At 73.1% G+C, this 24,751-nt stretch carries 22 protein-coding genes; 13 read left to right on the top strand and 9 right to left on the bottom strand.

Annotated features, from left to right (window positions below; genetic code table 11):
• Positions 1 to 14: 14 nt before the first annotated feature.
• The 7 genes from IE264_RS13845 to IE264_RS13815 form a co-directional block, all read right to left on the bottom strand.
• A complete protein-coding gene (locus IE264_RS13845; protein ID WP_032757578.1) occupies positions 15 to 1,352 on the bottom strand; it encodes an extracellular catalytic domain type 1 short-chain-length polyhydroxyalkanoate depolymerase in 1,338 nt (445 codons plus the stop codon).
• Positions 1,353 to 1,538: 186 nt separating this feature from the next.
• Entirely contained in the window at positions 1,539 to 2,201 is a 663-nt protein-coding gene (locus tag IE264_RS13840; RefSeq protein WP_032757579.1) for a 3-oxoacid CoA-transferase subunit B, read from the bottom strand.
• 1 nt (position 2,202) lies between these two features.
• Positions 2,203 to 2,973 carry a CoA transferase subunit A gene (locus tag IE264_RS13835; RefSeq protein ID WP_032757580.1) on the bottom strand — a complete coding sequence of 257 codons (771 nt, stop codon included), beginning with the start codon at positions 2,971 to 2,973 and terminating at the stop codon, positions 2,203 to 2,205.
• A gap of 135 nt (positions 2,974 to 3,108) precedes the next feature.
• A complete protein-coding gene (locus IE264_RS13830; RefSeq protein WP_032757582.1) occupies positions 3,109 to 5,232 on the bottom strand; it encodes an ATP-binding protein in 2,124 nt (707 codons plus the stop codon).
• On the bottom strand, positions 5,229 to 5,936 hold the full coding sequence (locus tag IE264_RS13825) for a Pvc16 family protein (RefSeq protein WP_015611512.1): 708 nt from the start codon (positions 5,934 to 5,936) through the stop codon (positions 5,229 to 5,231). Before IE264_RS13825 ends, IE264_RS13830 begins: the two co-directional genes overlap by 4 nt.
• Complete coding sequence (locus IE264_RS13820) at positions 5,933 to 9,148, bottom strand: DUF11 domain-containing protein (protein WP_190167649.1); 3,216 nt, start codon at positions 9,146 to 9,148, stop codon at positions 5,933 to 5,935. Before IE264_RS13820 ends, IE264_RS13825 begins: the two co-directional genes overlap by 4 nt.
• A 277-nt stretch (positions 9,149 to 9,425) precedes the next feature.
• Entirely contained in the window at positions 9,426 to 10,151 is a 726-nt protein-coding gene (locus IE264_RS13815; RefSeq protein WP_031126222.1) for a helix-turn-helix transcriptional regulator, read from the bottom strand.
• Positions 10,152 to 10,375: 224 nt separating this feature from the next.
• Here IE264_RS13815 and IE264_RS13810 point away from each other — a divergent pair, with 224 nt between their 5' ends.
• From IE264_RS13810 to IE264_RS38545, 5 genes are all read left to right on the top strand, one after another.
• Positions 10,376 to 11,722 carry a COG1470 family protein gene (locus IE264_RS13810; protein ID WP_032758649.1) on the top strand — a complete coding sequence of 449 codons (1,347 nt, stop codon included), beginning with the start codon at positions 10,376 to 10,378 and terminating at the stop codon, positions 11,720 to 11,722.
• 717 nt (positions 11,723 to 12,439) lie between these two features.
• Positions 12,440 to 13,981, top strand: coding sequence for a phage tail sheath family protein (locus tag IE264_RS13805; RefSeq protein ID WP_015611508.1), 1,542 nt, complete (start codon positions 12,440 to 12,442; stop codon positions 13,979 to 13,981).
• A gap of 62 nt (positions 13,982 to 14,043) precedes the next feature.
• On the top strand, positions 14,044 to 14,484 hold the full coding sequence (locus tag IE264_RS13800; RefSeq protein WP_007457189.1) for a phage tail protein: 441 nt from the start codon (positions 14,044 to 14,046) through the stop codon (positions 14,482 to 14,484).
• On the top strand, positions 14,481 to 14,984 hold the full coding sequence (locus IE264_RS13795) for a hypothetical protein (protein ID WP_015611507.1): 504 nt from the start codon (positions 14,481 to 14,483) through the stop codon (positions 14,982 to 14,984). The genes IE264_RS13800 and IE264_RS13795 overlap by 4 nt, the downstream gene beginning before the upstream one ends.
• Positions 14,981 to 15,142 (top strand): DUF6760 family protein, encoded by a 162-nt coding sequence (locus tag IE264_RS38545; RefSeq protein ID WP_306430813.1) that lies wholly within the window; start codon positions 14,981 to 14,983, stop codon positions 15,140 to 15,142. Before IE264_RS13795 ends, IE264_RS38545 begins: the two co-directional genes overlap by 4 nt.
• Positions 15,143 to 15,358: 216 nt before the next feature.
• On the opposite strand, the gene IE264_RS13790 is transcribed toward IE264_RS38545, so the two are convergent.
• Both IE264_RS13790 and IE264_RS13785 read right to left on the bottom strand, forming a co-directional pair.
• Positions 15,359 to 15,808, bottom strand: coding sequence for a hypothetical protein (locus IE264_RS13790; protein ID WP_190167644.1), 450 nt, complete (start codon positions 15,806 to 15,808; stop codon positions 15,359 to 15,361).
• A 609-nt stretch (positions 15,809 to 16,417) separates the two neighbouring features.
• Positions 16,418 to 17,029, bottom strand: coding sequence for a hypothetical protein (locus tag IE264_RS13785; RefSeq protein WP_051821908.1), 612 nt, complete (start codon positions 17,027 to 17,029; stop codon positions 16,418 to 16,420).
• 733 nt (positions 17,030 to 17,762) lie between these two features.
• Here IE264_RS13785 and IE264_RS13780 point away from each other — a divergent pair.
• The 8 genes from IE264_RS13780 (at position 17,763) to IE264_RS13745 (ending at position 24,748) form a co-directional block, all read left to right on the top strand.
• Positions 17,763 to 18,326: a hypothetical protein gene (locus IE264_RS13780; RefSeq protein ID WP_229887519.1), complete on the top strand. Its 564-nt coding sequence runs from the start codon at positions 17,763 to 17,765 to the stop codon at positions 18,324 to 18,326.
• 77 nt (positions 18,327 to 18,403) lie between these two features.
• Entirely contained in the window at positions 18,404 to 18,829 is a 426-nt protein-coding gene (locus tag IE264_RS13775; RefSeq protein ID WP_015611504.1) for a phage tail protein, read from the top strand.
• Between the two features lie 37 nt (positions 18,830 to 18,866).
• Positions 18,867 to 19,589, top strand: coding sequence for a CIS tube protein (locus IE264_RS13770; protein ID WP_015611503.1), 723 nt, complete (start codon positions 18,867 to 18,869; stop codon positions 19,587 to 19,589).
• Positions 19,586 to 21,355, top strand: coding sequence for a VgrG-related protein (locus IE264_RS13765; protein ID WP_015611502.1), 1,770 nt, complete (start codon positions 19,586 to 19,588; stop codon positions 21,353 to 21,355). The genes IE264_RS13770 and IE264_RS13765 overlap by 4 nt, the downstream gene beginning before the upstream one ends.
• Before the next feature lie 96 nt (positions 21,356 to 21,451).
• The gene (locus IE264_RS13760; protein ID WP_015611501.1) at positions 21,452 to 21,769 is read left to right on the top strand and encodes a PAAR domain-containing protein; all 318 of its coding nucleotides are present in this window, start codon (positions 21,452 to 21,454) and stop codon (positions 21,767 to 21,769) included.
• Positions 21,766 to 22,203, top strand: a complete 438-nt coding sequence (locus tag IE264_RS13755) for a GPW/gp25 family protein (RefSeq protein ID WP_015611500.1) — start codon at positions 21,766 to 21,768, stop codon at positions 22,201 to 22,203. The genes IE264_RS13760 and IE264_RS13755 overlap by 4 nt, the downstream gene beginning before the upstream one ends.
• A complete protein-coding gene (locus IE264_RS13750) occupies positions 22,203 to 24,164 on the top strand; it encodes a putative baseplate assembly protein (RefSeq protein ID WP_032758646.1) in 1,962 nt (653 codons plus the stop codon). The genes IE264_RS13755 and IE264_RS13750 overlap by 1 nt, the downstream gene beginning before the upstream one ends.
• Positions 24,161 to 24,748: a phage tail protein I gene (locus IE264_RS13745; protein WP_015611498.1), complete on the top strand. Its 588-nt coding sequence runs from the start codon at positions 24,161 to 24,163 to the stop codon at positions 24,746 to 24,748. Before IE264_RS13750 ends, IE264_RS13745 begins: the two co-directional genes overlap by 4 nt.
• Positions 24,749 to 24,751: the final 3 nt, after the last annotated feature.

Raw genomic sequence — 24,751 nt, 5'->3', positions numbered from 1 at the left:
GGACCTCCTTCAGGTCAGGGGCAGGAGCCGGTGGCGATCGTGTAGTGGCCCGCCGGGGACTCCTTGAGGGTGTGGGTCACGAAGGTGTTGTAGAGGCCGAGGTTCTGGCCGGAGCCCTTCGCGTACACATAGCCGCCGGTGGTGGTGGCCCGGCCGGTGCGTACGTGCTCGTAGTTGCTCGCGGTCCAGCAGGCGGCGGGCGGGGTGGGCGGGTCGGTGGGCGGGTCGACCGGTGGCTCGGTCGTCGACCCGTCGAGGCCGAAGAAGGCGGTGATCCAGTAGCTGGAGCAGATCGAGGCGATGAAGTGCTGGGTGCCGGTGGCGCCGCACTGTTCGGGGCCGCCGCCGGGGGCGACCGGGGTGCCGTGGCCGATGCCCGGCACCTTGTTGACCTCGACGGCGGTCTGTCCGCCGGCCGCTGCGTACTCGCTCCTGCGGGTGTTGTTCGGGCCGAGCGTGGAGGTACGGGACGGGGTCTGGCCGATGCCGTGCACCGCCGTCCACTGGTCGCGGAGTTCATCGGCGTTCCTGGGGGCGACCGTCGCGTCGTTGTCCCCGTGCCAGACCGCGACCCTCGGCCAGGGTCCGGCGAACCCGGGGTGCGCGTCGCGGACGGCCTGCGCCCAGGCGGCGGGGGTGCGGTCGGCGCCGGGGCTCATGCAGCTGAACGCCGAGACCACGTCGACCCCGCAGCCGTACGGGATTCCGGCGACCACCGCACCCGCGGCGAACACCTCGGGGTAGGCGGCGAGCATGACCGAGGTCATCGCCCCGCCCGCCGAGAGGCCCGTCACCTGGGCGCGGGCCGGGTCGGTGCCGTACGCGGTGGTGGCGTGGGCGACCATCTGCCGGATCGAGGCGGCCTCGCCCTGGCCCCGCCGGGTGTCGCCCGGCTGGAACCAGTTGAAGCACTTGTTGGCGTTGTTGGCGGTGGTGGTCTCGGCGTAGACGACCAGGAAACCGTGCCGGTCGGCGAAGGTGTCGAGCCCGGAGTTGTCGGCGTAGACCTGTGCGCTCTGGGTGCAGCCGTGCAGGGCGACGACGACGGGGGCGTTCGCGGGCAGGGCGGCGGGGCGGTGGACGTACATGGTGAGGGCGCCGGGGTTGGCCCCGAAGTTCGCGACCCGTTCGAGGGCGGCGGCAACGCGCGGGGCGGCGTGGGGAGCTGCGGCCGGCCCGACAGCGGCCGGAGTGACTGCCGCCTGCGCCTCGGCGGCCTGAGGGATGAGCGCGGCTCCGATGGCGAGCGTGAGCGCGGCGGCGAGCGCGGAGACGGCGCGGCTCCAACGGCCCCCGCGTCGCGGCCTGCTTCGTGGTGATGGTGCCGGGTGCGACGGCGTGACGTACGGCAACGTGACCTCCCGTGGGCGGCGGCACGGGATCGCCCGTGATCCCGTGGCCCCGGCGGCCCTGTCCCGCAGAGCCTCCGAGGTCCGTCACCGTAGGAAGCGCGCGGTGGGCCGGGTAATGGCGGTGCGCGCCACAACCCGGCCCGGAACGGGGCGCCGCCACCCGTTGCGGGAGCGCGCACCCCACTGCTACACGCGTACGGCCGGAGCGTCGGAAGCCAGCCGTACGGTCAACTCGGCGCCCGTGGCTCCCCGGACCTCGTCCACCGTCACCCCGTCCGCCAGTTCCCGGAGCAGGAACCCCTCGGCGGTGATGTCCAGCACCGCGAGATCCGTGACGACCCGGTGCACCACGCCCCGCCCGGTGAGGGGCAGCGTGCACTCCCCCAGCAGCTTCGGCGAACCGTCCCGCGCGGTGTGTTCCATCACCACGATGACGTGCCGGGCCCCGTGGACGAGGTCCATGGCCCCGCCCATCCCCTTGACCACCTTGCCGGGGATCACCCAGTTCGCCAGGTCGCCGGAGGCGGAGACCTGCATGGCCCCCAGGACCGCCACGTCGATATGGCCTCCCCTGATCATCGCGAAGGAGAGCGCGGAGTCGACGCAGGAGGCCCCGGGCAGCAGGGTCACCGTCTCCTTGCCCGCGTTGATGAGATCGGGCAGGACGTCGGTCTCCTCGGGGTACGGGCCGACGCCCAGCAGCCCGTTCTCCGACTGGATCACCACCTCCACGCCCTCGGGCAGGAAGTTGGGAATCAGGGTCGGCAGGCCGATGCCGAGGTTCACGTAACTGCCGTCGCTCAGCTCCCGGGCGGCGCGGGCCGCCAGCTGTTCACGGGTCAGTGCCATGTCAGGCCCCCACGCGTACGGTGCGGCGCTCCACGCGCTTCTCCGCGCGCGGGTCGCCGGGCTCCACCGGGACGACCCGTTGCACGAAGATGCCGGGCAGATGGATGTCGTCGGGGGTGAGTTCGCCGGGCTCCACCAGCTCCTCCACCTCCGCGATGGTGACGCGCCCCGCCATCGCGGCCAGTGGGTTGAAGTTGCGGGCCGAGGAGTGGAAGCGGAGGTTGCCGTGCCGGTCCCCCACCGCCGCGCGGACCAGGGCGAAGTCGGTGGTGATGCCCTCCTCCAGGAGATGGTCGCGGCCGTCGAAGACCCGCGTCTCCTTGGGCGGTGAGGCGACGGCCACCGAGCCGTCGGCGCCGTACCGCCAGGGCAGTCCGCCCTCCTCGATCCAGGTGCCCGCACCGGCCGGGGTGTAGAACGCCGGGATGCCCGAGCCGCCGGCCCGCAGCCGCTCCGCCAGGGTGCCCTGGGGGACCAGCTCCACCTCCAGTTCGCCGTGGAGGTACTGCCGGGCGAACTCCTTGTTCTCCCCCACGTAGGAGCTGGTCATCCGGGAGATCAGCCCCTCCCGCAGCAGCAGCCCCAGGCCCCAGTCGTCCACCCCGCAGTTGTTGGACACCACCCGCAGCCCGTCCGCGCCCCGCTCCAGCAGGGCGTGGATCAGCACTCCGGGGATACCGCAGAGCCCGAATCCACCGACGGCCAGGGATGCCCCCGGTGCCACGTCCGCGACCGCGTCCGCCGGGTCGGCGACCACCTTGTCCACACTCATACGTCAGCCCTCTCGCCGCATCGACTGCGCACGAGACTAGGAACGGGGGACGGTGTACGGCGATGGCGTCCGCCCACACAGCGCCACCGGTCCAGGTGGTTGCGGGCCACGCGAGGCCCCTACCGCCCCCGCTCCTTACCGCCCCCGCTCCTTCGCCAGCCACGGACCGAACTCGCTCTCCAGCACCAGCCGTCCCAGCTTGCGGTACTCCTGGAGCACCGCCGTGACGACCTGGTCCATGGCCAGCGGGGCGCGCGACTCCGCCGCGAGGTAGGCGGCGGTCACCGCGCAGGCCCGGATGGAGCCGCCCGCCAGCTCGAAGCGGGCGGCGCAGAACTCCAGGTCGAGTGCGGGGTCGCGCGGGATCGAGGTGCCGAGGCAGCGGTCCCAGAGGGCGAGGCGCTGCTCGGCGTCCGGTATCGGGAACTCCGCGATCACGTCGAGGCGGCGGGTGAACGCCTCGTCCAGGTTGGCCCGGAGGTTGGTGGTGAGCACGGCGATCCCGTCGAAGGACTCCATGCGCTGGAGGAGGTAGGCCGACTCCACGTTGGCGTGCTTGTCGTGGGCGTCCTTGACCTGCGACCGCTTCCCGAAGATCGCGTCGGCCTCGTCGAAGAGCAGGATGCCGTTGACGTCGGAGGCCTCGACGAAGATCCGTTCCAGGTTCTTCTCGGTCTCGCCGATGTACTTGTCCACCACCGTGGAGAGGTCCACGACGTAGAGCTCCATGCCCAGTTCACGGGCGACGACCTCGGCGGACATGGTCTTGCCGGTGCCGGACTCGCCCGCGAACAGCGCGATGACCCCGCGTCCCCGGCCGCCGCCCGGCCGCATCCCCCACTCCCCCAGCACCTGTTCGCGGTGGCGGGCGCGGAGGGCGAGTTCGGTGAGCTGGGTGCGCGTGGCCGGGGGCAGGACCAGGTCGTCCCAGCCGACGGCGGGTTCGATGCGGCGGGCGAGCCGCTCAAGACCGGCGCCGTTCTGGGCGCGGACCGCCGTGCGCAGGTCGTCCGGGTGGACGGGGCGCTGCTCCAGAACGGCGAGGCGGGAGGCGACGGTGGCGGCCTTGCGCAGTTGGTCGGTGTCGAGGCGGTACGAGGCGGTGGCCTCGATCAGGCGGTCGTCGGCCGGTGCCTGCGCGTCCGGCAGCCCCACCGACCTGGCCGCATCGGCGAGCGCCCGCCGCCACTGCCGGGCCGCGCCCGCGGGGCCCGGGGGCAGGACGGCGACCGGGACGGGGCTGTCCCGGGTCCACAGCGGGTCCCAGTTCTTCTTCCCGTACGCGATCAGGGGCGTGCCGCTCATCGCCGTACAGAGGGAGGCCAGCAGGCGGGCGCCCTCCGGGCGTTCGGGGGCGAGCGCTTCGAGCGGGCCGAGTACGGCTCCGCCGTGGGTGAGGCGGGCCTCGGCGGCCAGGGTGCGGATCAGCTCCGCCGTCCGGTCACCGGCCGCCGCGAGGGCCGCGATGTCCACGACGAGGGGGCGGCGGCCGGCGGCGGTGAGCGCCTCGACGGCCAGCCCCGAGGGGTCGCCGCCCCGGTCGAGCAGGTGCACCAGGCCGCTGCCCGTGGCGAGCGCCGCCGCGATCCGGTGGGCCTCCGGCCGGTCGTCCGGCTCGCCGCCGGGGGCGGGCACGTGGACGAGGCCGCGCAGTCGTCCGTCGGTCTCGTCGTCACCGAGGAGGTGGGCGGTGACCCGGTCGGGCACCCTCAAGGTCCGGGACAGCAGGGGGCGTTCGGGGTCGCCGATCTCCAGCAGGCCGCCCGCGACGAGCGGGGCGGACGGCTGGAAGCGGAAGCGGCCGGAGCCTGCGGCGGGCAGCCCGCAGAGTTCCAGCGCCAGGCCGATGGCGGGCCTGCGGCGGGTGAGGTCGTCGTTGAGGTAGCCGTAGAGGCGCTCGAACCGGGCGTCGATGTCCGGCGCCATGGCGGCCAGCAGCAGCTCGACGTCGAGCGCCACCAGGCCGAAGCTCCCGGCCAGTCGGGCGAGCCGGGAGCCGGGCGGGGCGGGCTCCGTGACGTACGACCCCTCCGGTACGGGAGCGAACGCGTCCCGCGATTCCAGGACGCGTTCGACCGCCTCCGGGGTGAGGTACTGCCCCCGGTAGGGATCGTCGGGCTCCGGATCGGTGGCGCGGCGGGCCGCCACGGCGTGCCGGACCCGCTGCTCGACGCGGGCCAGCCGCTCCCAGAGGATTTCGACGTCCGTCACCGGCAGGTCGGCCGCACCCCGTACGGGCGCACTCTCGGTCATCGTCATCGTGCCGCGCTCCCCCGCTTGCGCCGGCCGGGCGGCAGTTGCCGTTCCCGTTCGGCGGCGAAGCCCCGGGCGTCCAGGTCGCCCGCCCCTTCGTACCGCAGGCGGCGGCCGGGACCGTCGGACGCGGTGCCGTTGACGGCGGGCGCGGTCTTCATCACGAGGCCTTCGGTGACCGGCGGGCCCGCGGGGGCCCGTTCGCCGGCGAGCGGGGCGAGGACGCGCAGGTCGATCGCGGCCTTCAGCTCGCCGCCGAGCGCGGACCACACGTCGGAGGCGGACGGGCCGTCGGTGCGCGGGCCCGCCGCCTCCAGCTCCACGGTGAGCCCGAGGTCGGCGAGGCTGCCGGTGAGCATCCGGGCGGGCAGCACATCGGTACGCATCAGGCAGCGCAACACCTCGGAGAGCAGGCGGTGTTCGTCCTGCGGGCGGTTGGTCCAGGCGGTCACCAGGTAGGTCAGCTCGAACCAGCGCGGCGGGGTCCGCCAGGCGGTGATCACGCCGTTCTCGTCGTGCTCCTCGGCCGTGCCGGTCCGCCTTCTGCCCGCGTCCTCGCGGATGCCGTGCAGGAAGACGCTGATCGTGGGGGCGTTGCGGCGGGCGGACCAGTCCTTGGTCGGCGCGTCGAAGACCAGGTCGACCCCGCTCTCCTGGAGCCCGGCGTCGACCAGCAGCAGCCGCAGTCCTTCGTCGACTTCGTGGATCATCGGCGGATCACCTCGTCCGGCGGGGTGATGGTGCCGAGCACCACGAGGAAGGGGGTCTTGACCGGGCTGAAGCCGGGGCCCCTGGCGGTGATGGTGCGCGGTCCGGTCCGGTCCTTCGCCAGGATGAGGAGCTGGGCGATGAACGTGCCGTCCGGGTTGGGCAGGGTCGGGGCTGCGGCGGCCGTGATCCCCGGGTTCCAGCTGAGCTTCACGGGCGCCCCGGGCGGGAAGTCCTTGCCGCGCACCGAGGTGACGAAGCCGGGCTTGCCGATGGCGGGCACCGCGATGATGCGGGGCTGGAGGATGCGCAGCGGGATGCGGGAGCGGTTGTCGCCCCGGTTCGCGTCCGTGCCGGTGGTGGTGAGCGTCGCGGTGATGGTCGTGCGGAGCGCGCGGTCCGGTGAGAGGACGACGCGTACGACGGTGGAGGCGCCGGGTCCCAGGTCGGGGAGCGTGCACTGGCCGTTGGTGCAGCCTGCCGGGAGCGGGCCCGCCGGGATGTTCCCGGGCAGCCCGAGCCTGAGCCGCAGGCCGGTGGCGGAGGCGTTGCGGCCGTTGCGCACGGTGTACGTCACGACGACCTTGCCTCCGACGTAGCCGGGGCTGGGCTGGGCCCGGACCACGACTCCGGGGCCTGCCAGGGGCGCGGGCGGCAGCGGGGCCGGGGGGCGCGGGGCGGGCGGGCGCGGGGACGGCGGCGGGGGCGGTGCGGGCGCGGTGGTCGTGGGCGTCGGGGTGGGGGTGGGCGGAGGCGTCGGGGTCGGGGTGGGGGGTGTGGGGCTGGGGGTCGGCGGGGTGGGTGTCGGGGTCGGCGGGGGCACGTCCTGGACGGGTACGAGGGTGCCGGTGGCGTTGTCCGTCGGGTTCGGGTCGAGCACGGCGCCGGTGACGGACCAGCCGACCGGCTGGTCACCCCGGGTCACGCCGGTCAGCCGGGCGGTGATCTCCACGCTGCCGCCGGGCGGGACGACGCCGAGGTCGCACTGCGGCGATCCGGCTCCGCACGTACCGGCGTCGGTGGTCAGCTCCTCCAGCCGTACGCCGGGCGGGGCGTCGGCGGTGAACGTGGTGCCGGGCGAGGGCGAGGGACCGTGGTTGACCACGGTGACCTTCACCTCGACGGAGGAGCCGACCTCGACGGCGGGCCCGGTGGGCGGAGCGGTCACGGCCAGGTCGACCGACTGCTGGTAGCTGGGCTCCTTCTGGCGTCCGGCGTGCTCGTTGTCCAGGGGCTTCAGTTCACCGGAGGCGATGTCGAGTACGGAGAGCTGCTCCATCGAGCCGGGCGCCAGTTCACGGCGGGAGGTGAGCACGATGTGGCTGCCGTCCGGCGACCAGGCCACATCGCGGGGCTGGAAGGGGCCGGTCTGTGTGGTGTCGGGGATCTCCTGGTCGCAGCCGTCGGGGTTGTCCCGCTGGGAGGAGGGCAGCACGACCCGGCAGCCGCCGCCGCGCAGGGGCTTGATGAGGATGCCGGCCCGCTCGTTGGTCCGGCCGCCGCCGTCCTTGCGGTTGAAGGCCACCCTTGTACCGTCGGGGGAGAACGCCGGGCTGTCGTCGATGACTTCGCAGTCACCGGGGCAGATGGTGGCGCTCAGGTCCCGCTGCTGGTCGAGCCGGTTCACCGGGACGACCCAGATGTGCTTGTTGCCGCCGTTGCCGTTGATCACCTGGGTGCGGGTGAAGGCGAGGTTGACGCCGTCGGAGGACCAGGTCGGCTGGGCGTCGACGCCCTGCTGCTCGCCCTCGGGCGGGCGGATCTCGTCGAGGATGGCGCCGGTGGCCACGTCGGCGATGAGGATGCGGCCCGGTCCCGCCGCCTCGCCGACACCGCCGGGCGAGGTCCGGGTGAACGCCAGCCTGGTGCCGTCGGGCGAGAAGGTGGGGTCGGTGTCCCAGTCGCGCTCGCCGCGTCCGGCGAGCGGCAGGGCGGTGGCGTTGGTGCCGTCGGCGTCGACCATCCAGATGCGTTCGACCCGCGCGTCGTCGGGGCCCTCGAAGCGGGTCACCACGATGCGCCGGCCGTCGGGCGTGTAGTTCTGCCGCTCGGTCCATGGGTCGTACCCGGCGGCCGGGTTGAAGAGCGGGTCGACGGCGGGGTCGGTGTTGGTGCGGGCCGCCGGGTCCTCGTCGAGGATGGTGAGCCCGAGGTCGCGCGGGTCCGAGCCGTCCTGGCGTACGTCCTGGAGCGTCACGACGTTCGCGGCGTCGGCGGTGATCCGGGAGACGACGACGCCTCCGGAGCCGGAACCTCCGGTCCAGGTGGGTGACGCGACCTCACGGTCCTCGGTGAGCAGCTGCTCCGGCGCCTCGTCGACGAACGCGGGCCCCCGGTAGACATGGTCGAAGTCGTCGCAGCCGCATACGTGGAAGGGGCTGAGGAAGAGGACGTCGTCGCCGTCGGGCAGCCAGGTCACCGAGTGGCTGCCCCACTCCGCGTGGGCTCCGGCCAGCAGCGGCCGGTCGGTGCCGATGCCCTCGGTGACCCGCAGCCGGTATCCGGTCTCGGGGTCGGGATCGGTGATGTGGGTGTACGCGACCCGGCTGCGGTGGGTGTCGTCGTCCACCGGGTTCCAGGACGGGTCCTTGGCGTCGCCGGGCGGGCCGTCGCTGATCCGGGTCCGCTCGCCGCCGGCGAGGGCCTGCTCGTATATCTGCCAGCCCCGTGAGGTGTCGCCGTCGCAGGCGTACGCGATGCGGGTGCCGTCCGGGGAGAAGGTCGGGGACTCCTCGTTGTCGGGGGTGTCCGACAGCCGCCGCAGGCCGGAGCCGTCCACGCCGACCGACCACAGGTCGCGCTGGACGCTGCCGCCGGGGCCGGGCTCGGCGGAGTCGAAGACGACGGTCCGCCCGTCCGGGGAGAGTTCGGGGTTGCCCGCGTCCCGGTCGGTGGTGAGCCGGCGTACGGTCCCGTCCGCGTCGCGCACGTACACCTGGGGCCGCACGCTGTCGCGGAGGCTGGTGAAGACGAGGACGTCACCGCGGGCGGAGGGGTCCTGGTCGTAGTGGGCCGGTCCGGCCCCGAAGAGGGGTTCGGTGTTCTGCGGGTCCGCGACCCGGCCGAGGCTCCGGTGCTCCGTACCCGCGAAGGCGATCCGTCCGGCGTCCAGCGGGTCCGCCTCCGCCGCCGCGGCGACCGCGTCGGTGGCCCCGTGCGGCGTGGCGGCCGATCCGACCACCAGCAGCGGCGCCAGCAGCACCACGGCGCCCATCAGTCGGCTCCACCGGGAATGCTTCGCCGGGCCAGCAGTGCCGGTCACGGCCCACCTCACAGTCTGTTGATGACGCTCCACGGTCGAGCATCGCGCTCGCGCGGGGCAGGAAGACAGGCCCCGAGTACCCGGACCGGGGGAAGGAGTCGCTGCCCTTTGCGGCGCACTCCTCCACGCCCCCGGTCCAGGATCGCCCGGTAACTCCCGTACGGCGATGGCGCGTACGGGTATACGTGGTGAACGGTCAGGCCGGATCAGCCGGGTCGGGCCGGTCCGGTCAGATCAGCCCGTGCCGCATCGCGTAGCCCACCGCATGGGCGCGGTTGCGCAGTTCGAGCCGGGTCGCGACCTCGTGGAGCACGTTCTTGACGGTCCGTTCGGAGTACGAGGTCTTCTGCGCGATCTCCGCCGTGTCGAAGCCCTCCGACACCAGCCGGATCATCTCCGCCTCCCGGGCCGTGAGGGTGGAGAGGGTGAGCCCCCGGGGGTCCAGAACCGTCCGCTGGAGGCTGCTGACATGGTCGAGGAGCTTGCCGAGCAGGTCGCCCGGGAGGACGCCCTCGCCGTTCGCCATCGCCTTGACCAGGTGGATCAGCCGGTCCTGGTCGGCCTCGCCGCGCCGCAGCACGGCGGCGACCCCGCACTCGATCATGGTCTGGAGCGCGCCCGACTCGAAGAAGCCGACGACCAGTCCGGTGCGGGTGGAGGTGTTGCGCTGGAGGCGGTGCAGCAGCTGGACCGTGGGCTCGTCCACCATGTCCACCACCACCAGCGAGACCTGGGCCTTGTCCGCCTCGGCCTCCGGTATCAGCTCTATCTCCGGTCGCATCCGCAGCTGGTGGATCATGCCGGTCTGCAGGATCAGGTCCTCCGCGTACACCGCCACGGTGACCCTGCCGCCGGTCCCCGCCCCGGGGACGGTCCGTGCGGCCCGCTGCGCCGCGTCGGGCCTGCGGTACTGCCCGCGCTCCATGGCCCTGCTCTTCGTCTCTGCCGTCGTCATCATTCAGCGCCGTCTTTCTCAGGTACTTCCGCCCGATATGCCTTCTCCACTCCCGCCCGCACCGGTCTTCGGCAGGGGGCGCGGGCCCGGGGCGGGTTCGCCGGGCCCCCGCGCCGGTGTGCCTCCGGGGCATCCGCCCTGCCCGTCCGTTGCCCTCGCGACCCTGCTGCGCGGCCGCGGGGGCGGCTTACCGTCGCAGGGTGACCACATCTGCCGAACTCGAAATGCCCATGGTGACGGTGTCGCCCGGCGGTACAGCCACGACGACCCTGACCGTGCGCAACGACAGCGACATCGTCGAGGCCTACACGCTCGAAGTCGTCGGCGACTGCGCTGCGTGGAGCACCGTCGAGCCGGCCCGCGTATCGCTCTACCCGGGCACCTCCGAGACGGTGACCCTCACCTTCGCCCCGCCCCGCTCCCACGAGGTCAAGGCGGGCGAGACCCCGCTGGCCGTCCGCGTACTGCCCGCGGAGCACCCGGAGTCGGTGGTGGTCCCCGAGGGCACGGTCACCGTGGAGCCCTTCCACGAGCTGCGCACCGAGCTGGAACCGCGCCGCCGCCGGGGCTGGCTGGGCGCCCGCTTCCGTACCGCCGTGCAGAACCAGGGGAACACCCCGGTCGACGTCGCCTTCACCGGCAGGCAGGCCGGGGAGGAGCTGCGGCTGGGCTTCACTCCGGGTCAGAAGCGGCTGGAGCCGGGCGAGTCGGCCGAGATACGGCTGAAGGTCCGTGCGGCCAAGCTGATCTGGTTCGGCGAGCCGGTCACCTGGCCGTTCGAGGTGGAGGCCGCCGAGGCCGAGACCGCCGCCGAGGCGAAGGCCGAGGGCAAGGAGCCCGTACGGCCGGAGACCACCCGGCCGGAGCCCGTACGACCGGAGCCGGTCCCCGGGGAGTTCCTCCAGCTTCCGGTACTGCCCAAGTGGTTGCTGATCGTGCTGGCCGCACTGCTGGCGCTGCTGATCGCCTGGTTCGCGCTGGTCCGGCCGGCGGTGAAGAGCACCGCGAAGCAGGCGGCGACCGAGGCCGCACAGGAGGAGGCCGCCCGCGGCGAGCAGCAGCAGGGTTCGACCACGCCGGGCGGCGCGGACAACCCGGGCGGAAGCCAGGGGCAGGGAACCGGTCCGGACGCGGGCACGCCCGGCGGCAACGGCGGCTCCGGTACGGGACCGGGGACGGGCACCGGTCCGGGCGGCACGGGCGCCGGGGGCACCCAGCAGAGCTCCGCGACGATCGACGTGGAGACCGAGAGCGGGGCCGAGAAGGAGGGGACGTACAAGGTTCCCGCGGGCAAGGTCTTCGGCATCACGGACATCGTGGTGGCGAACTTCCAGGGCGACGAGGGAGTGCTGACCATCTCCTTCGGAGAGCGGAAGATCACCACCATCGCGCTGGAAACGTTCCGCAACCAGGACTATCACTGGGTCACCCCCATTCAGATTCCGGAGAACGCCACGGTCACCGCCGCCGTCACCTGTGCCAAGCCCGGCACTCCGGCGACCGGAACGCAGGCCTCAGGGTGCCATCAGGTGATTAACGTCAGTGGTGTACTCAGCGATCTCGCACGGTAGAACGCGGAAACAACAGCGCGGGGCGCTTCGTTCCACCTTTCGCTGACGACAACAGCAGAAACCCGGCCCCGGAGGAAACCCGGCGTGCCGAACGGTGGCGGATTCATCCTCACGAATACGCCAAAGGTCTATACCAGTTCGGTCACCTGCGTCGCCGACAGCCCGAGAAGAATATCCGGTTCCGGGGGACCGCAGCACGAACGGGCCTGTTCAGAGCCGTTCCTGACGGTTCGAGGAGACCTGGGGGGCGCCCGATCGGAACGGTCGGGCGCCCGCTTCCGTCCGGGGAAACGGGCCGCATCACCACACCTTCTGGGCGCATTCTGGCCGAATCCCGTCACCTGACACGGGTTCCCGGGCCACCCCCGTACGGTTTCGGTCCCTGCCGCGTTCACCGGGAAAAAGAGATACCGAACACACCCGCACCACCAAGCGGAATCCCCTCTTCCGGGAAATCCGCCGGCGCACCCGGAACACGAATACCGTTCCGTGACCCGCTGTTCGCCTTCTCTTCATCCGCACCCGCCGGAATGCCCGCCGCGCCCCCGCCAATACGGCAGGAGCGCGGCCGGTCCGCCGAGGGCAGCATTCACCGCCGTACAGGTGCCCGGGAAGGCAAAGTCACTGCCCCGGGCCCAGGACTTCCGGACCTACTCCCCGCCACCACCACCGGTCAAGACTGATCGGTGAACGAGTGACCACCCCGAAGGAGCGAGCATGCCGTCGTACCTCACCCCCGGTGTATACGTGGAGGAGGTGCAGTCCGGAGCACGGCCCATCGAGGGAGTCGGCACCGCGGTCGCAGCCTTCGTCGGCTTCGCCGAGACGGGCCCCTTCCACCAGCCCACGCTGGTGACCAACTGGGACCAGTACGTCCAGACCTTCGGCACCTTCACCGCCGACACCTACCTCACGCACGCCGTCTACGGCTTCTTCGCCAACGGCGGCGGCGCGGCCTACATCGTGCGCATCGGCGGCCCCGCGCAGGGCGCATCCGCTTCCACGGCGCCCGGCGCAGTCGGCCAGGCCCCGGCGCCCGTCGCGCTCGGCGGCTTCCTGGTCTCCGCCAAGTCCGGTACGAGCGCCGACCTCTCCGTCGAGATCGCGGACCCCGAGGGCGACAGCCCCCCGGAGGACCGCTTCCGGCTGCTGGTCCGCCAGGCCGGCAAGGTCGTGGAGACCTACGACGTCTCCACCCGTAAGAACGTCAAGGGCTACCTGGTCACCCAGGCCCGCGACTCCAAGCTCATCCAGGTCGCCGAGCAGCCCGGCACGGCCCAGAGCCGCCCCGAGAAGCAGACCGTCGCCCTCGCCCCCGCCACCGGCGCCCCCGGTTCCGGCGTGGCGCGGCTCGACGCGTCGGAGTACGTCGGCGACGCCGCCGCCCGCACCGGGTTCGGCGGCCTGGAGTCGATCGACGAGATCACCATGGTCGCCGTCCCGGACCTGATGAGCGCCTTCCAGCGCGGCGAGATCGACGCCGAGGGCGTCAAGACCGTGCAGCTGGCCGTCATTTCGCACTGCGAGCAGATGGGCGACCGGGTCGCCGTCCTGGACACCCCGCCCGGCATGAACGCCCAGCAGGTACGCAACTGGCGCAACGACGAAGCCGGTTACGACTCCCGTTACGCCACCCTGTACTACCCGTGGGTGAAGGTCTTCGACCCGGCGGCCGGCCGCAACTCCCTGGTCCCGCCGAGCGGTCACGTGGCCGGCGTCTGGGCGCGCAGCGACGGTGAGCGCGGAGTGCACAAGGCGCCCGCCAACGAGGTCATCCGCGGCGCGGTCGACCTGGAGATCCGCCTCAGCAAGGGCGAGCAGGACCTGCTGAACCCGATCGGCGTCAACTGCGTACGCGCCTTCCCCGGCCGCGGCATCCGCATCTGGGGCGCCCGCACCCTCTCCTCCGACCCGGCCTGGCGCTACCTCAACGTGCGCCGCCTCTTCAACTACCTGGAGGAGTCCATCCTCCTGGGCACCCAGTGGGTGGTGTTCGAGCCGAACGACGACCGCCTCTGGTCGAGCATCCGGCGCAACGTCACCGCCTTCCTCACCGAGGAGTGGCGCCGGGGCGCACTGTTCGGCCGCACGGCCGAGGAGGCGTTCTACGTCCGCTGCGACCGGAGCAACAACCCGCAGGAGTCGATCGACCTCGGCCAGGTCGTCTGCGAGATCGGGGTCGCGCCGGTGAAGCCCGCGGAGTTCGTGGTCTTCCGCCTGGCGCAGTTCTCCGACAGCACCAGCCTCATCGACGAGTGACCTTCGCGGTCCTCCCCCACCACCATCATCGTCATTACCAGCGGAACAGGTGACACACAGTCATGGCAGAGGGCGACGCTCTTTCCACCCACGTCTTCGGCGTACAGCTCGGCGGCTATCTCGTGGAGTCCATCCAGGAGATCAGCGGCATGACCGTCGAGGAAGAAGTCGTCGAGGTCCGCCAGGTGACCGCCGAGGGCAAGCAGATCATCCGCAAGCAGCCGGGCGCGCGCCAGGCGGGCGAGGTGACGATCACCCGCGGGCTCGACAAGAGCAGCGAGTTCACCACCTGGATCAAGGAGACGCTCAACAACGGAGCCGTCGACACCGCGCGCCAGAACCTCACGATCGAGATCAAGGACTCGACCGGCGAGACCGTGCGGCGCATCCAGCTGATGCAGGGCTGGGCCTCCAAGTGGGAGGGCCCCTCCCTCAAGGCCGGCGAGTCCAGTGCCGCGACCGAGACGGTGACCATCACCTTCGAGGAGATCGTGGTCGAATGAGGCGCCGGACCGTTTCGCCGGGCAGCGGGCTCGAAGAGACCCTCGACAACCTCGCCGCCACGACCGCCGGGCGCCAGGAGGCACCGGCGCCCGCACCGGCGCCCGCCCGCGCCCCGCAGCGCGAACGGGACTCGCTGCAGACGGAGTTCGCCTTCGAGCTGCCGCGCGGGTACGTGGACGACGAGGGCCAGCTGCACCGGCACGGCACCATGCGGCTCGCGACGGCCCGGGACGAACTCCGCCCGCAGATCGACCTGCGGGTGAAGGAGAACCCGGCGTACCTGTCCGTGGTGCTGCTGAGCCAGGTGATCACCCAGCTCGGCACGGTCACCGATGTGCACGCCGGGATCGTGGAGCGGATGTACGCCACGGATGTGGCGTTCCTCCAGGACTTCTACCGCCGGATCAACAGCGAGGGCCACACGCACGCGGCGGTGACCTGCCCGCTCTGCCACGGCTCGTTCGAGGTGGATCTCTCGGGTGGGCGCCTGGGGGAATAGAGACGTACGCGCTTCCCCGGCTGCGGGAGGAGATCGCGTACGTCGCCTACCACTTCCATTGGCAGCGTGAGGACATTCTCGACCTCACCCACGGCGAGCGTCAGCAGTGGGTGCGGGAGATAGCGCGGATCAACACCCGCGTCAACGAAGGCGGGTGATCGTGTGGGGTTCGGGGACTGGCTGCGCCGAACGGACCGGCAACGGCCCGGCACGGCCTCGCGGGACGGTGCCGGTGCCGAGGGTGGTGCCGGTGCCGGTGCCGGTGTCGACGGTGGTACGGGCATGGGTACGGGTGCCGGTCCGGTGCCGGAGGCCGGGGCCGGCGTCGCGAGCGGCCCGGGGGCATCCGGTCCCGGCTGGGACGGCGGCTGGCGTCAGGTCGCCCCGCCCGCGGTGACCGTCGCCCGGTCCTCGATCGGGGTGAGCGACGGGCTGCGGTTCCGGTCCCAGCTCGCCTCCTGGCAGAACCCCACCCTCGGCGGCGAACTCGGCCACGCCGTCCTGCCGTCCGCGCCGGTGGGCCTCATCCATGGCGTCGCCCGTCCGGGCGTCGCGCGTTCCGCCTCCCCCGGGGGGCCGCTGCTGCTGCGGGCGGCCCTGCCGGAGGCGGAGGGCGGGGCGGATGCCGGGGCGGCAGGTGGTACGGCTGGGGCTGCCCCGGCGAAGCTGCCGTCGGCGTCGGGCCGCGCGGGTGGGCGGAAGCCGGGGCGGACGGCTCCGGTCCAGCGGTCGGTGGTTTCCGGGTCGGCTTCCGCTTCCGGATCCGCTTCGGGGGCTGCTTCCGGTTCGAGGTCCGGTTCGGGGTCCGATTCGGGAGAAGTCACTGCCTCGGACACGGATGCTTCGGCTTCGGCTTCGGTGCAGCGTGCGCGGCCCGCCGCTGTACGTCCTCGGCGGACCGCGCCGCCTCTGACCGTCGCCCGGCGTCCTGCGATACCGCTGCGGCAGATCACCGGGCTGCCGCCGGCTGCCCCTGCCACGCCCGTCACACCTGTCATGCCTGTCACGCCTTCCACACCGGCTGCTTCCGGCACCGGCAGCGTGCAGCGGACCACCAGCACCCAGCAGCAGTCCGAGGGGCACACCGCCCCCGCGCCGCCGCAGGAGAGTTCCGGCCGAGGACCGGCTCCGGCCCCCGAGACCGTACGCCCTGCCCTGGGCAAGCCCCTTCGGGAACTGCCCTCCGGGGCCATCCCTTCCGGCCCGGGAGGGCAAGCGAAGCCCACCCTCACTGCCCCGGCAGGGCAGGAGGCGGCGGCCATGCCGGTGCTCCAGCGCCAGACCTCGGAGCCGGCGGCACCGGTCTCACCGGCCACGACACCTCGGCCGGGGCAGGCACCAGCACCCGCACCGGCGCCGATCCAGAAGGCAGCGACCCGGAAGGCTCCGGCTGCGGGCCCTGGACAGCCATCGGAGACCGCGCCGGACCGGGCTCAACAGCCCAGCGCCCCCGGGCCCTCGCAGCCCGGCGAGGCCTCCGGCTCCCGCGCCCGTACGCGTGGCGGGATCGGCACCCCCCTCACCTCGCTCCCGTCGACCGCGCGGCTCCAGCCCGACGCCCCGCTCCTCGGTGACCGCCGCCGTACCCAGCCGGGCCCGACGGAGACACCGGCCCCGCAGAGCGCACCCCCGCGGGCCGCAACTCCCGCGGCCTCCCTCAGCACGCCTTCAGGGATGCCCGTCCGCTCGGCCCCCGCGCCCGTACAGCGCGCGGTGGACGGCGAGCGCCCCCAGGGACGTACGCAAACGGGTACGGGTACGCCCGCGCCCGGCGCTCCCGTTGCCTCCCCGGCCGCTCCCCCGGCACCGGTCCGCATCCGCAGCATCGGCCCGAAGCGGACGGGGGGCGGGCAGGCCACACCCACGCCCTCCGCCCCCACGTCCTCCGCCGCCACCGGCCCGCTGACGCCCACCGTCCAGCGGTCGCGCAGCCTGCTCTCAAGCAGGGCGCTCAAGGTGAACACCGGCTCCGCCGAAGGGTTCTCGGCCACCCCGAAGACGACAGCGACGGGCGGCAGCACGGCCCGGCCGGTCGTGGCGGCCACCTGGCGCCGTGACGTACAGCAGCCGGGGCCCAACACCGTCGCTTCGAGCTCCGGCGGCCCGGGCCCCGGGGGCACACAGCCCCGGAACCCGCAGCCCGGGAACCCACAGACCGGAGGCAAGCGAACCGGAAGCACGCCGACCCGTGGCGGCCAGACCGGCGGCAGGCAGACCGGCGATTCACCGACCCGGGAGCGCCGGACGCCACCGGGTGCGAAGCTCCGGCGCAACGCACCCCGCACCCGCCCCGCCGAGCCCACCCCGGCCGCCCCGGCCCCCTCACTCACCGCACCGCACCGGACTCCAGCCCCGGGCCAGGCCCCGTCGTCGGCGGGCCCCGCGCCCGGCTCCACCGTTCAGCGTGCCGTGCACGCGGCCCCCGCGCCCCGGCGCACCACCGGCGGCGGCAGCGGTCCACGTGTCACCGCCGCCCCCGGGGGCGGCGGTTCCGGCCGGAGGACGTCCCAGGGCGACGCCGGTCGTGCCGCCAAGGCCGGGGCCGCCCCCACGAGGAGCGGATCCGCCATCGGTGGCGCGCTCCAGCGGCTCGTACAGCGTCGTTCGGTACGAAATTCGGCGGCCACCTCCAGCCCCACCACCCGGACGGCAGGGCAGACACCGCAGCCGCAGCCGCATACGCCGGGATCGGGATCGGCCCCCGCCGGCCCGTACAGCCCACAGCCCCCCGCCATCCGGCCCGCAACCCCCTCCCTCGGCTCCCCGTCGATGCCGCCCATGACTTCCGCGGCGCCCCCGGCATCCCCGCGCCCGGTGCCGGTCGTGCGCCCCCATCCGCCCGCGGCGGCCCGGCCCGGCGCCACCGTCGTACCCGTCCAGCGGATGCCGCTGCCCGTGGTGCCCGACCCGGCTGGCCCCCCGCCCGCCGGCCCGGCGCCCGGGGGCGGCGCTCCCCCGGCCGGGCCGCCGGCCCTCTCCGTACGGGTCCCGCCGCGCACGCACCCGTCGGCCTCCGGGCCGAGCGGCTCCGGCACCCCGGCTCAGCCCCCGACGCGGGCGCAGGCGCTGCAACGCGCGGCCGCCCAAGCGGGCATCACCGGCGTCCCGGTGAAGGCTGTGGCACCGAAGGGCACGCCGAAGGCCGTTCAGCGTGCGGACGACGACAGGTCCGGCTTCGCGCCCACGGCGGAGACAGCGGCGGAGAACGTGGCGAACCGGATCTCCGGGGCGGAGATCGAGGAGCTGGCCCGCCGCCTCCTCGACCCCGTGAGCCGGCTGATCCGCGCCGACATGCGCCGTGGCCGGGAGCGCGCCGGACGGCTCCACGACGGCCGCCGCTGACAGCGGCCTCCCGGCCCGGCACGACCCCGCAGGAACAGCACGCACCGGCAGAGAAGCAAGAGAAGAAGAGAAACGGCATGACGGACAACATCTTCGCGACGAGCGTGTTCTTCAAGCTCGTGATCGGCGGCAGCGACCTGGGGGCCTTCCACACCTGCTCGGGCCTGGGCGCCGAGGTCGAGATGGAGACGTACGCCGAGGGCGGCAACAACGGCTTCACCTGGCAGCTGCCGGGGCGCATCACCTGGACCAACATCACGCTGACCCGCCCGGTCACCGCCGACACGCTCAAGATCGCGCGCTGGCTGAACGAGACGATCCGGCGGGTCGAGCCCAAGGACGGCGAGATCGTCGCCCTGCGGCCGGACCTCAGCCGGATCATCAGCTGGCAGGTGCAGGGCATCGTCCCGGTGCGCTGGCAGGGGCCGTCGTTCGACCCCGCGAACTCCCAGGCGGCGATCGAGACGCTGGAGATCGCACACGAGGGCCTGGAACCGTCCTGATGCCCCGTCACCTCACCTACCAGGAAGGAGGAACGCCATGTCACCCGCACTCCGTGCGAGCCGTGCCCGCGCCCAACTGACCATCATGGAACCGCCGTCGACCGTGGGCGCCAAACCGGGCGGCAAACTCGCCCAGCTCACCCTCCAGTTCAACCCCTCGAAGCTGTCGCTGAGCAAGAGCACCGAGTGGCGGCGCACCCCGTCCCGGATGGCCGGGCAGTCCGCGCTGCCCGAGTTCGTCGGGAGCGGACCGCGGTCGCTCTCCCTGGAGGTCTTCCTCGATGCGACGGCCACCCATGACAACTCCGTGGAGAAGGCGGTGGAGCAGCTGATGATCGCGTGTGTGCCCACACCGACCAGCCTCGCGCGCAAGACGCCCGCCAGCCCCTGGGTGCGGTTCGACTGGGGCACGTCGAGGACGACCTCGTTCGACGGCGTGCTCTCCAACCTGTCCGTCTCGTACACCCTGTTCGACGTGGACGGGAAGCCGCTGCGCGCCACCTGCTCCCTCTCCATCGAGGAGGCGAGCGTCGACCCGGCGGGCCAGAACCCCACCTCGGGTTCGAAGGAGGCACGGCGTACGCACCGGGTCGTGGCCGGGGACAGCCTGCCGCTGCTCGCCTGGCGCGAGTACGGTGATGCCACCGCCTGGCGCACCATCGCCGACGCCAACAACATCGACAACCCGATGCAGTTGATCCCCGGCAGCGAGCTCCTCGTGCCGGGTCTGGAAGACCACCTCGCGGAGGGCGGCCGATGACCGCGTCCGCCCCGGGGCGTTCCTTCGCCGCCGATCCGATCGTGGAGATACCCGCCGAGCTGCCGCTGGGCTGGGCGGCCCAGCTGGTGAGCTGCGTGGTCGACGAGAACGTCGGGCTGCCGGACGCCGCCGTGCTGATGTACCGGGACCCGGACCACGATCTGCTCAGCGAGAGCGGGATCACCCTCGGAACCCCGCTGAAGATATCCGTGGTCACCGTGCAGGACCGGGTCCGTGAGCGGCTGTTCACCGGGGAGGTCACGGCGATCGAGCTGGACCACGACACCACCGGGACGTTCACCGTCATCCGCGCCCTGTCCAAGGCGCACCGGCTCCAGCGCGGCCGGAAGGTGGTCGCGTACCGGAACATGAAGACCGCGGACATCGTCCGCAAGGTGGCCGCGGGCGCCGGGCTGGCCTGCGGCAAGGTCGAGGCCGCGCCGATCACGTACAAACAGCTGACCCAGCCCAACGTCTCGGACTGGGAGTTCCTCCAGCACCTGGCCGCCGAGAGCGGTGCGCAGGTGCGGGTGGACGACCTGGGCGTGCTGCAGTTCACCAAGCCGAAGCCGGCCTCCTCGGCGCCCTCGCCCACCACCCGGGCCGCCAAGAACCCGATGGTCCTGGAGTACGGGGACAACCTGCTCTCCCTGCGGGCGGTCGTGACCGGTGCGGACGGGGCGGGCGATGTGGAGGTGCGCGGCTGGAACGTCGACACCAAGACGCGTCTGGTGGCGCGGGAGCAGTCCGTCCGCTCCACCACCGTGATCCCGGGGATGAGCCCGACGGTGGCGGCCGGGGCGTTCGGCGCGAAGGCCCGGACGACCGTCGCCGACACCCCGTACCGGACCCAGGCCGAGACCACGGCCGTGGCGGGGGCGGTGGCGGCCTCGGTCAGCTCCGGCTTCGGCGAGATCGAGGCGGTCGCCGTCGGCAACCCCCAGTTGCGGGCGGGCGCTCCGGTGGCCCTCGGCAACGTCGGCGCCACCTTCTCCGGCCGCTACACGGCGACCGCCGCCCACCACGTCCTCGAACCGGACGGCGGCTACCGCACCACCGTGATCGTCAGCGCCTCGCCCGACCGTTCGCTGGCCGGACTGACCGGCGGCGGGGCCCCCTCGCGCGGTCCGCGCATGCCGGGGCTGGCGATCGGCGTGGTCACCGACATCCGCGAGGGCAAGGGCCAACGGGGCTGGGTGCGGCTGAAGTTCCCCTGGCTGGACGACACCTATGTGACCGACTGGGTCCGTACGGTGCAGTGGGGCGGCAACGGGGGCGGCGGGGTGTTCAGCCCCGAGGTCAACGACGAGGTCCTGGTCGGCTTCGAGCAGGGGCTGCTGGACAGCCCGTACGTCCTGGGCGGTCTCTACAACGGGATCGACCGGCCCTCGGAACATGACGTACCCCTGGTGGACAAGACCAGCGGCAAGGTCAACCGCCGTTCCCTGGTGTCCCGTTCGGGCAACCGGCTGGAGCTGCTGGACACTCCGCGCGGCCCGTCCGGCGTCCGGCTGGCCAGTGGCAACAAGCGGCTGGAGGTCACGCTGGACGAGCGGAAGAACGAGATCGCCCTCACCGTGTTCGCCCCGGGATCCAAGCGGCCGCAGAGCTCCGTGACGCTCTCCTCCTCGGGCATCACGCTCGACGCGGGTACGGGCAACGTGGAGGTCAAGGGGCGCTCGGTGACCATCAACGGCAAGACGGGGGTCACCGTGGACGGCGGGCTGCTCGCCGTGCTCAAGGCCAAGCTCATCCGGATCAACTGACGCCCCGCTCTCCCCCTCGTTCATCCCTGAAGTCCCCGAAGCCCCCGAAGCCCCCAAGTACCTCAAGTCCCTTTCACAGCAAGGAGAACCCCGGCCATGCCCCCCGCAGCCCGTACGGGCGACAGCACCGCCCACGGCGGCCTCATCGGCACCCCGCCCCCGGGTGCGGTGGCCGTCGCCACCGTGCTGATCGGCGGCCGGCCCGCGGCCGTCACCGGGAGTCTGCACGTGTGCGTCGTCCCCCCGCACGCGGCGCTCGGGCCGGCGAACGTGATCATGCCCAATCCGGCGGCGGCCGTCACCGGCCAGGTGCTGATCGGAGGACTGCCCGCCGCCCGGATGCGGGACACCACCAGCTGCGGCGCGCCCATCATCAGCGGTGCGCCGAACGTCCTGATCGGGGGCCCGATGTGAGCGGCGGCGGATTCATCGGACGCGGCTGGGGCTTCCCGCTGCGGACCGGCGCCACGGGCGGGATCGCCCTGGTCGAGCGGGACAAGGAGATCGAGGAGGCCATCGGCCTGATCCTCGGTACGGCACCGGGCGAGCGGCCGATGCGGCCGGAGTTCGGCTGCGGCATCCACGACTACGTCTTCGCGCCGGGCGACGGCGCGACCGCCGGGCGGATCGCCCAGGAGGTCCGTACGTCGCTGGAGCGCTGGGAGCCGCGCATCGAGGTGACGGACGTGGTGATCGCGTTCGACGCGATCGAGGAGGGCACGCTCTACATCGACGTGCGCTACACCGTGCGGGCCACCAACGACCTGCGCAACCTGGTCTTCCCCTTCTACACGATCCCGTCCGACGGGGACGCCTCCGAAGCGGCCGCGGAAGCGGGGACGCGCTGATGGCCCTGCCCTCACCCAACCTGGACGACCGGCGCTTCCAGCAGCTCGTCGACGAGGCCAAGCGGTACGTCCAGCAGCGCTCCCCCGAGTGGACCGACCACAATGTGTCGGACCCCGGGGTCACGCTGATCGAGACGTTCGCGTACATGGTCGACCAGCTGCTGTACCGGCTGAACCGGGTGCCGGACAAGAACTACGCGGCCTTCCTGGACCTGCTGGGCGTGACCCTGTTCCCGCCGACCGTGGCCCGGGCCGAGGTCGACTTCTGGCTCTCCGCCCCGCAGCCGGAGACCGTGCACCTGTCCGCCGGTACGGAGGTGGCGACCGCGCGCGGGGAGGCGGAGGAGCCGGTGGTGTTCACCACCTCCGAGGACCTGCCGATCGTGCCGAGCGAGCTGGTCCGGCTGGTCACCGCGCCGGTCTCCGGCGACCAGACCGACCGCACCGGGCCGCTCGGCGCGGGCAAGGACATCCCGTGCTTCTCGGCGCGCCCTGAGCCGGGTGACGCGCTGCTGTTCGGGCTGCCCACCGCCGTGCCCCGGTGCATCGTCGCCGTACGCCTGGACAGCCGGGTGGAGGGCGTGGGCGTCGACCCGCGTCAGCCGCCGCTGGTGTGGGAGGCGTGGGACGGGGCCCGCTGGGTGGAGTGCGCGACCGGTGACGACAGCACCGGCGGGCTCAACCGGCCGGGCGAGGTCATCGTGTTCGTCCCCGCCGGGCACACCCCGTCCGTCGTCGCCGGCACCCGGGCGGGGTGGCTGCGCTGCCGGGTCACCGCGCCCGAGCCGGGCCAGCCGTTCTACTCCGAGTCGCCGACGATCCGTGAGGCCGAGGTCTTCACGGTCGGTGGCACGGCCGCCGTCGAGCACGCGGAGACCGTCCTCGACGTGCCGCTCGGGGTCTCCGAGGGCGTCGCCGGGCAGCGGTTCACGGTGAGCCGGGTGCCGCTGCTGATGGACGGGGAGCCGCCGGTGGTCCAGGTGTCGACCGCCGAGGGGTGGCAGGTCTGGACGCCGGTCGAGCACTTCGGGGCCTCCTCGCCCGGTGACCGGCACGTCCGGATCGACGCCGTCTCCGGTGAGTTCGCGTTCCCGCCCGAGGTGCGGGAGGAGGACGGCACGATGCGCGCGTACGGTGCCGTCCCGGAGAAGGGCGCCCAGCTCCGCGTACCGCGCTACCGCACGGGCGGCGGGTCGGCCGGGAACGTGGCCCGGGGCGCGATCTCCGTGCTGCGCAGCTCGGTCCCGTACGTCGCCGGGGTGGACAACCGGGAGGCGGCGACCGGGGGCGTCGACGGCGAGAGCGTGGAGAACGCCAAGGTGCGGGCCCCCAACATCCTGCGCGTGCAGGAACGGGCCGTCACCGCGCGGGACTACGAGGTGATCGCCCGTGAGGCGGCCCCGTCCCTGCGCCGGGTCCGGTGCCTGCCCGCCGTCGCGGGCGAGCCCGGTGCGGTGCGGGTCCTGGTGGTGCCGGACGCGGTCGCCGACGAGGGCGGCCACCTCCGGTTCGAGCAGCTGATCCCCTCGGACCAGGTGCTCGCGGCGGTGGCGGAACGGCTGGACGAGCGCCGCCTGGTGGGCACCCGGCTGGTCGTGGAGCCGCCCGCCTACCAGGGCGTCACCGTGGTCGCCCGGCTCGTCGCGGCCCCGGCCGACGTGGACCGGGTGCGCGCGGAGGCGCTGGAGGCCCTGTTCCGCCACATCGACCCGCTGCGGGGCGGAGCGGACGGTACGGGGTGGCCGTTCGGGAGGCCCGTACAGTACGGGGAGGTCTTCGCCGTGCTCCAAGGGGTGCGGGGGGCCGGTCTGGTGGAGGAGGTCCGGCTGTTCCCGGCGGACCCGATCACCGGGCGGCGCGGCGGTGCGGCGGACCGGATCGACGTGGCTCCGGGCGCGCTGGTCTTCTCGCACCAGCACCAGGTGATCGTCACGCCGAGCGGGCCGGGTGAGGGCGCGTGAGCCGGGCCGCCGTACCCGGGCTGCCGAGCCGCTACCCGATCGGTGAACTGCTGCCCGCCCTGTACGCCGACGACGACCTGGCCCAGCGGTTCACGGCCGGGCTCGACACCGTACTGGCGCCGGTCCTGTCCACGCTGGACAACCTGCCCGCCTACTTCGACCCGGCCCTCGCCCCGGCCGACTTCCTGCCGTGGCTGGCGACCTGGGTGGGCGTCGACATCGACCGGGCCTGGCCGCAGGAGCTGCAACGGGCCGTGGTCGCCCGCGCCGTGGAGCTGCACCGGTGGCGCGGCACCCGGCGCGGTCTGGTCGAACACCTCCGGCTCTGCTTCGGTGTCCACGCCGATGTGCGGGACGGCGGGGGCGTGGCGTGGTCGGCCGGCCCGGGTACGGAGCTGCCGCCGGCCCCGACCGGTGAACTGCTCGTACGGGTCTGGCCGGTGGCGCCGGGAGCCACGGTGGACGCGAGCCGGGTCCTGGACGTGGTCTCGGCCTCGTGCCCGGTCCATCTCACCTGCCGGGTGGAGATCCTGCCGGGCCCGCCCGCCGAGGCGCCCGGGACGAACGTAGAGACAGGAGGCTGACGC

The sequence above is a fragment of the Streptomyces microflavus genome (genome assembly GCF_014650075.1).
Taxonomy (GTDB): domain Bacteria; phylum Actinomycetota; class Actinomycetes; order Streptomycetales; family Streptomycetaceae; genus Streptomyces; species Streptomyces microflavus.
This window is presented reverse-complemented; position numbering and strand designations above follow the sequence as displayed.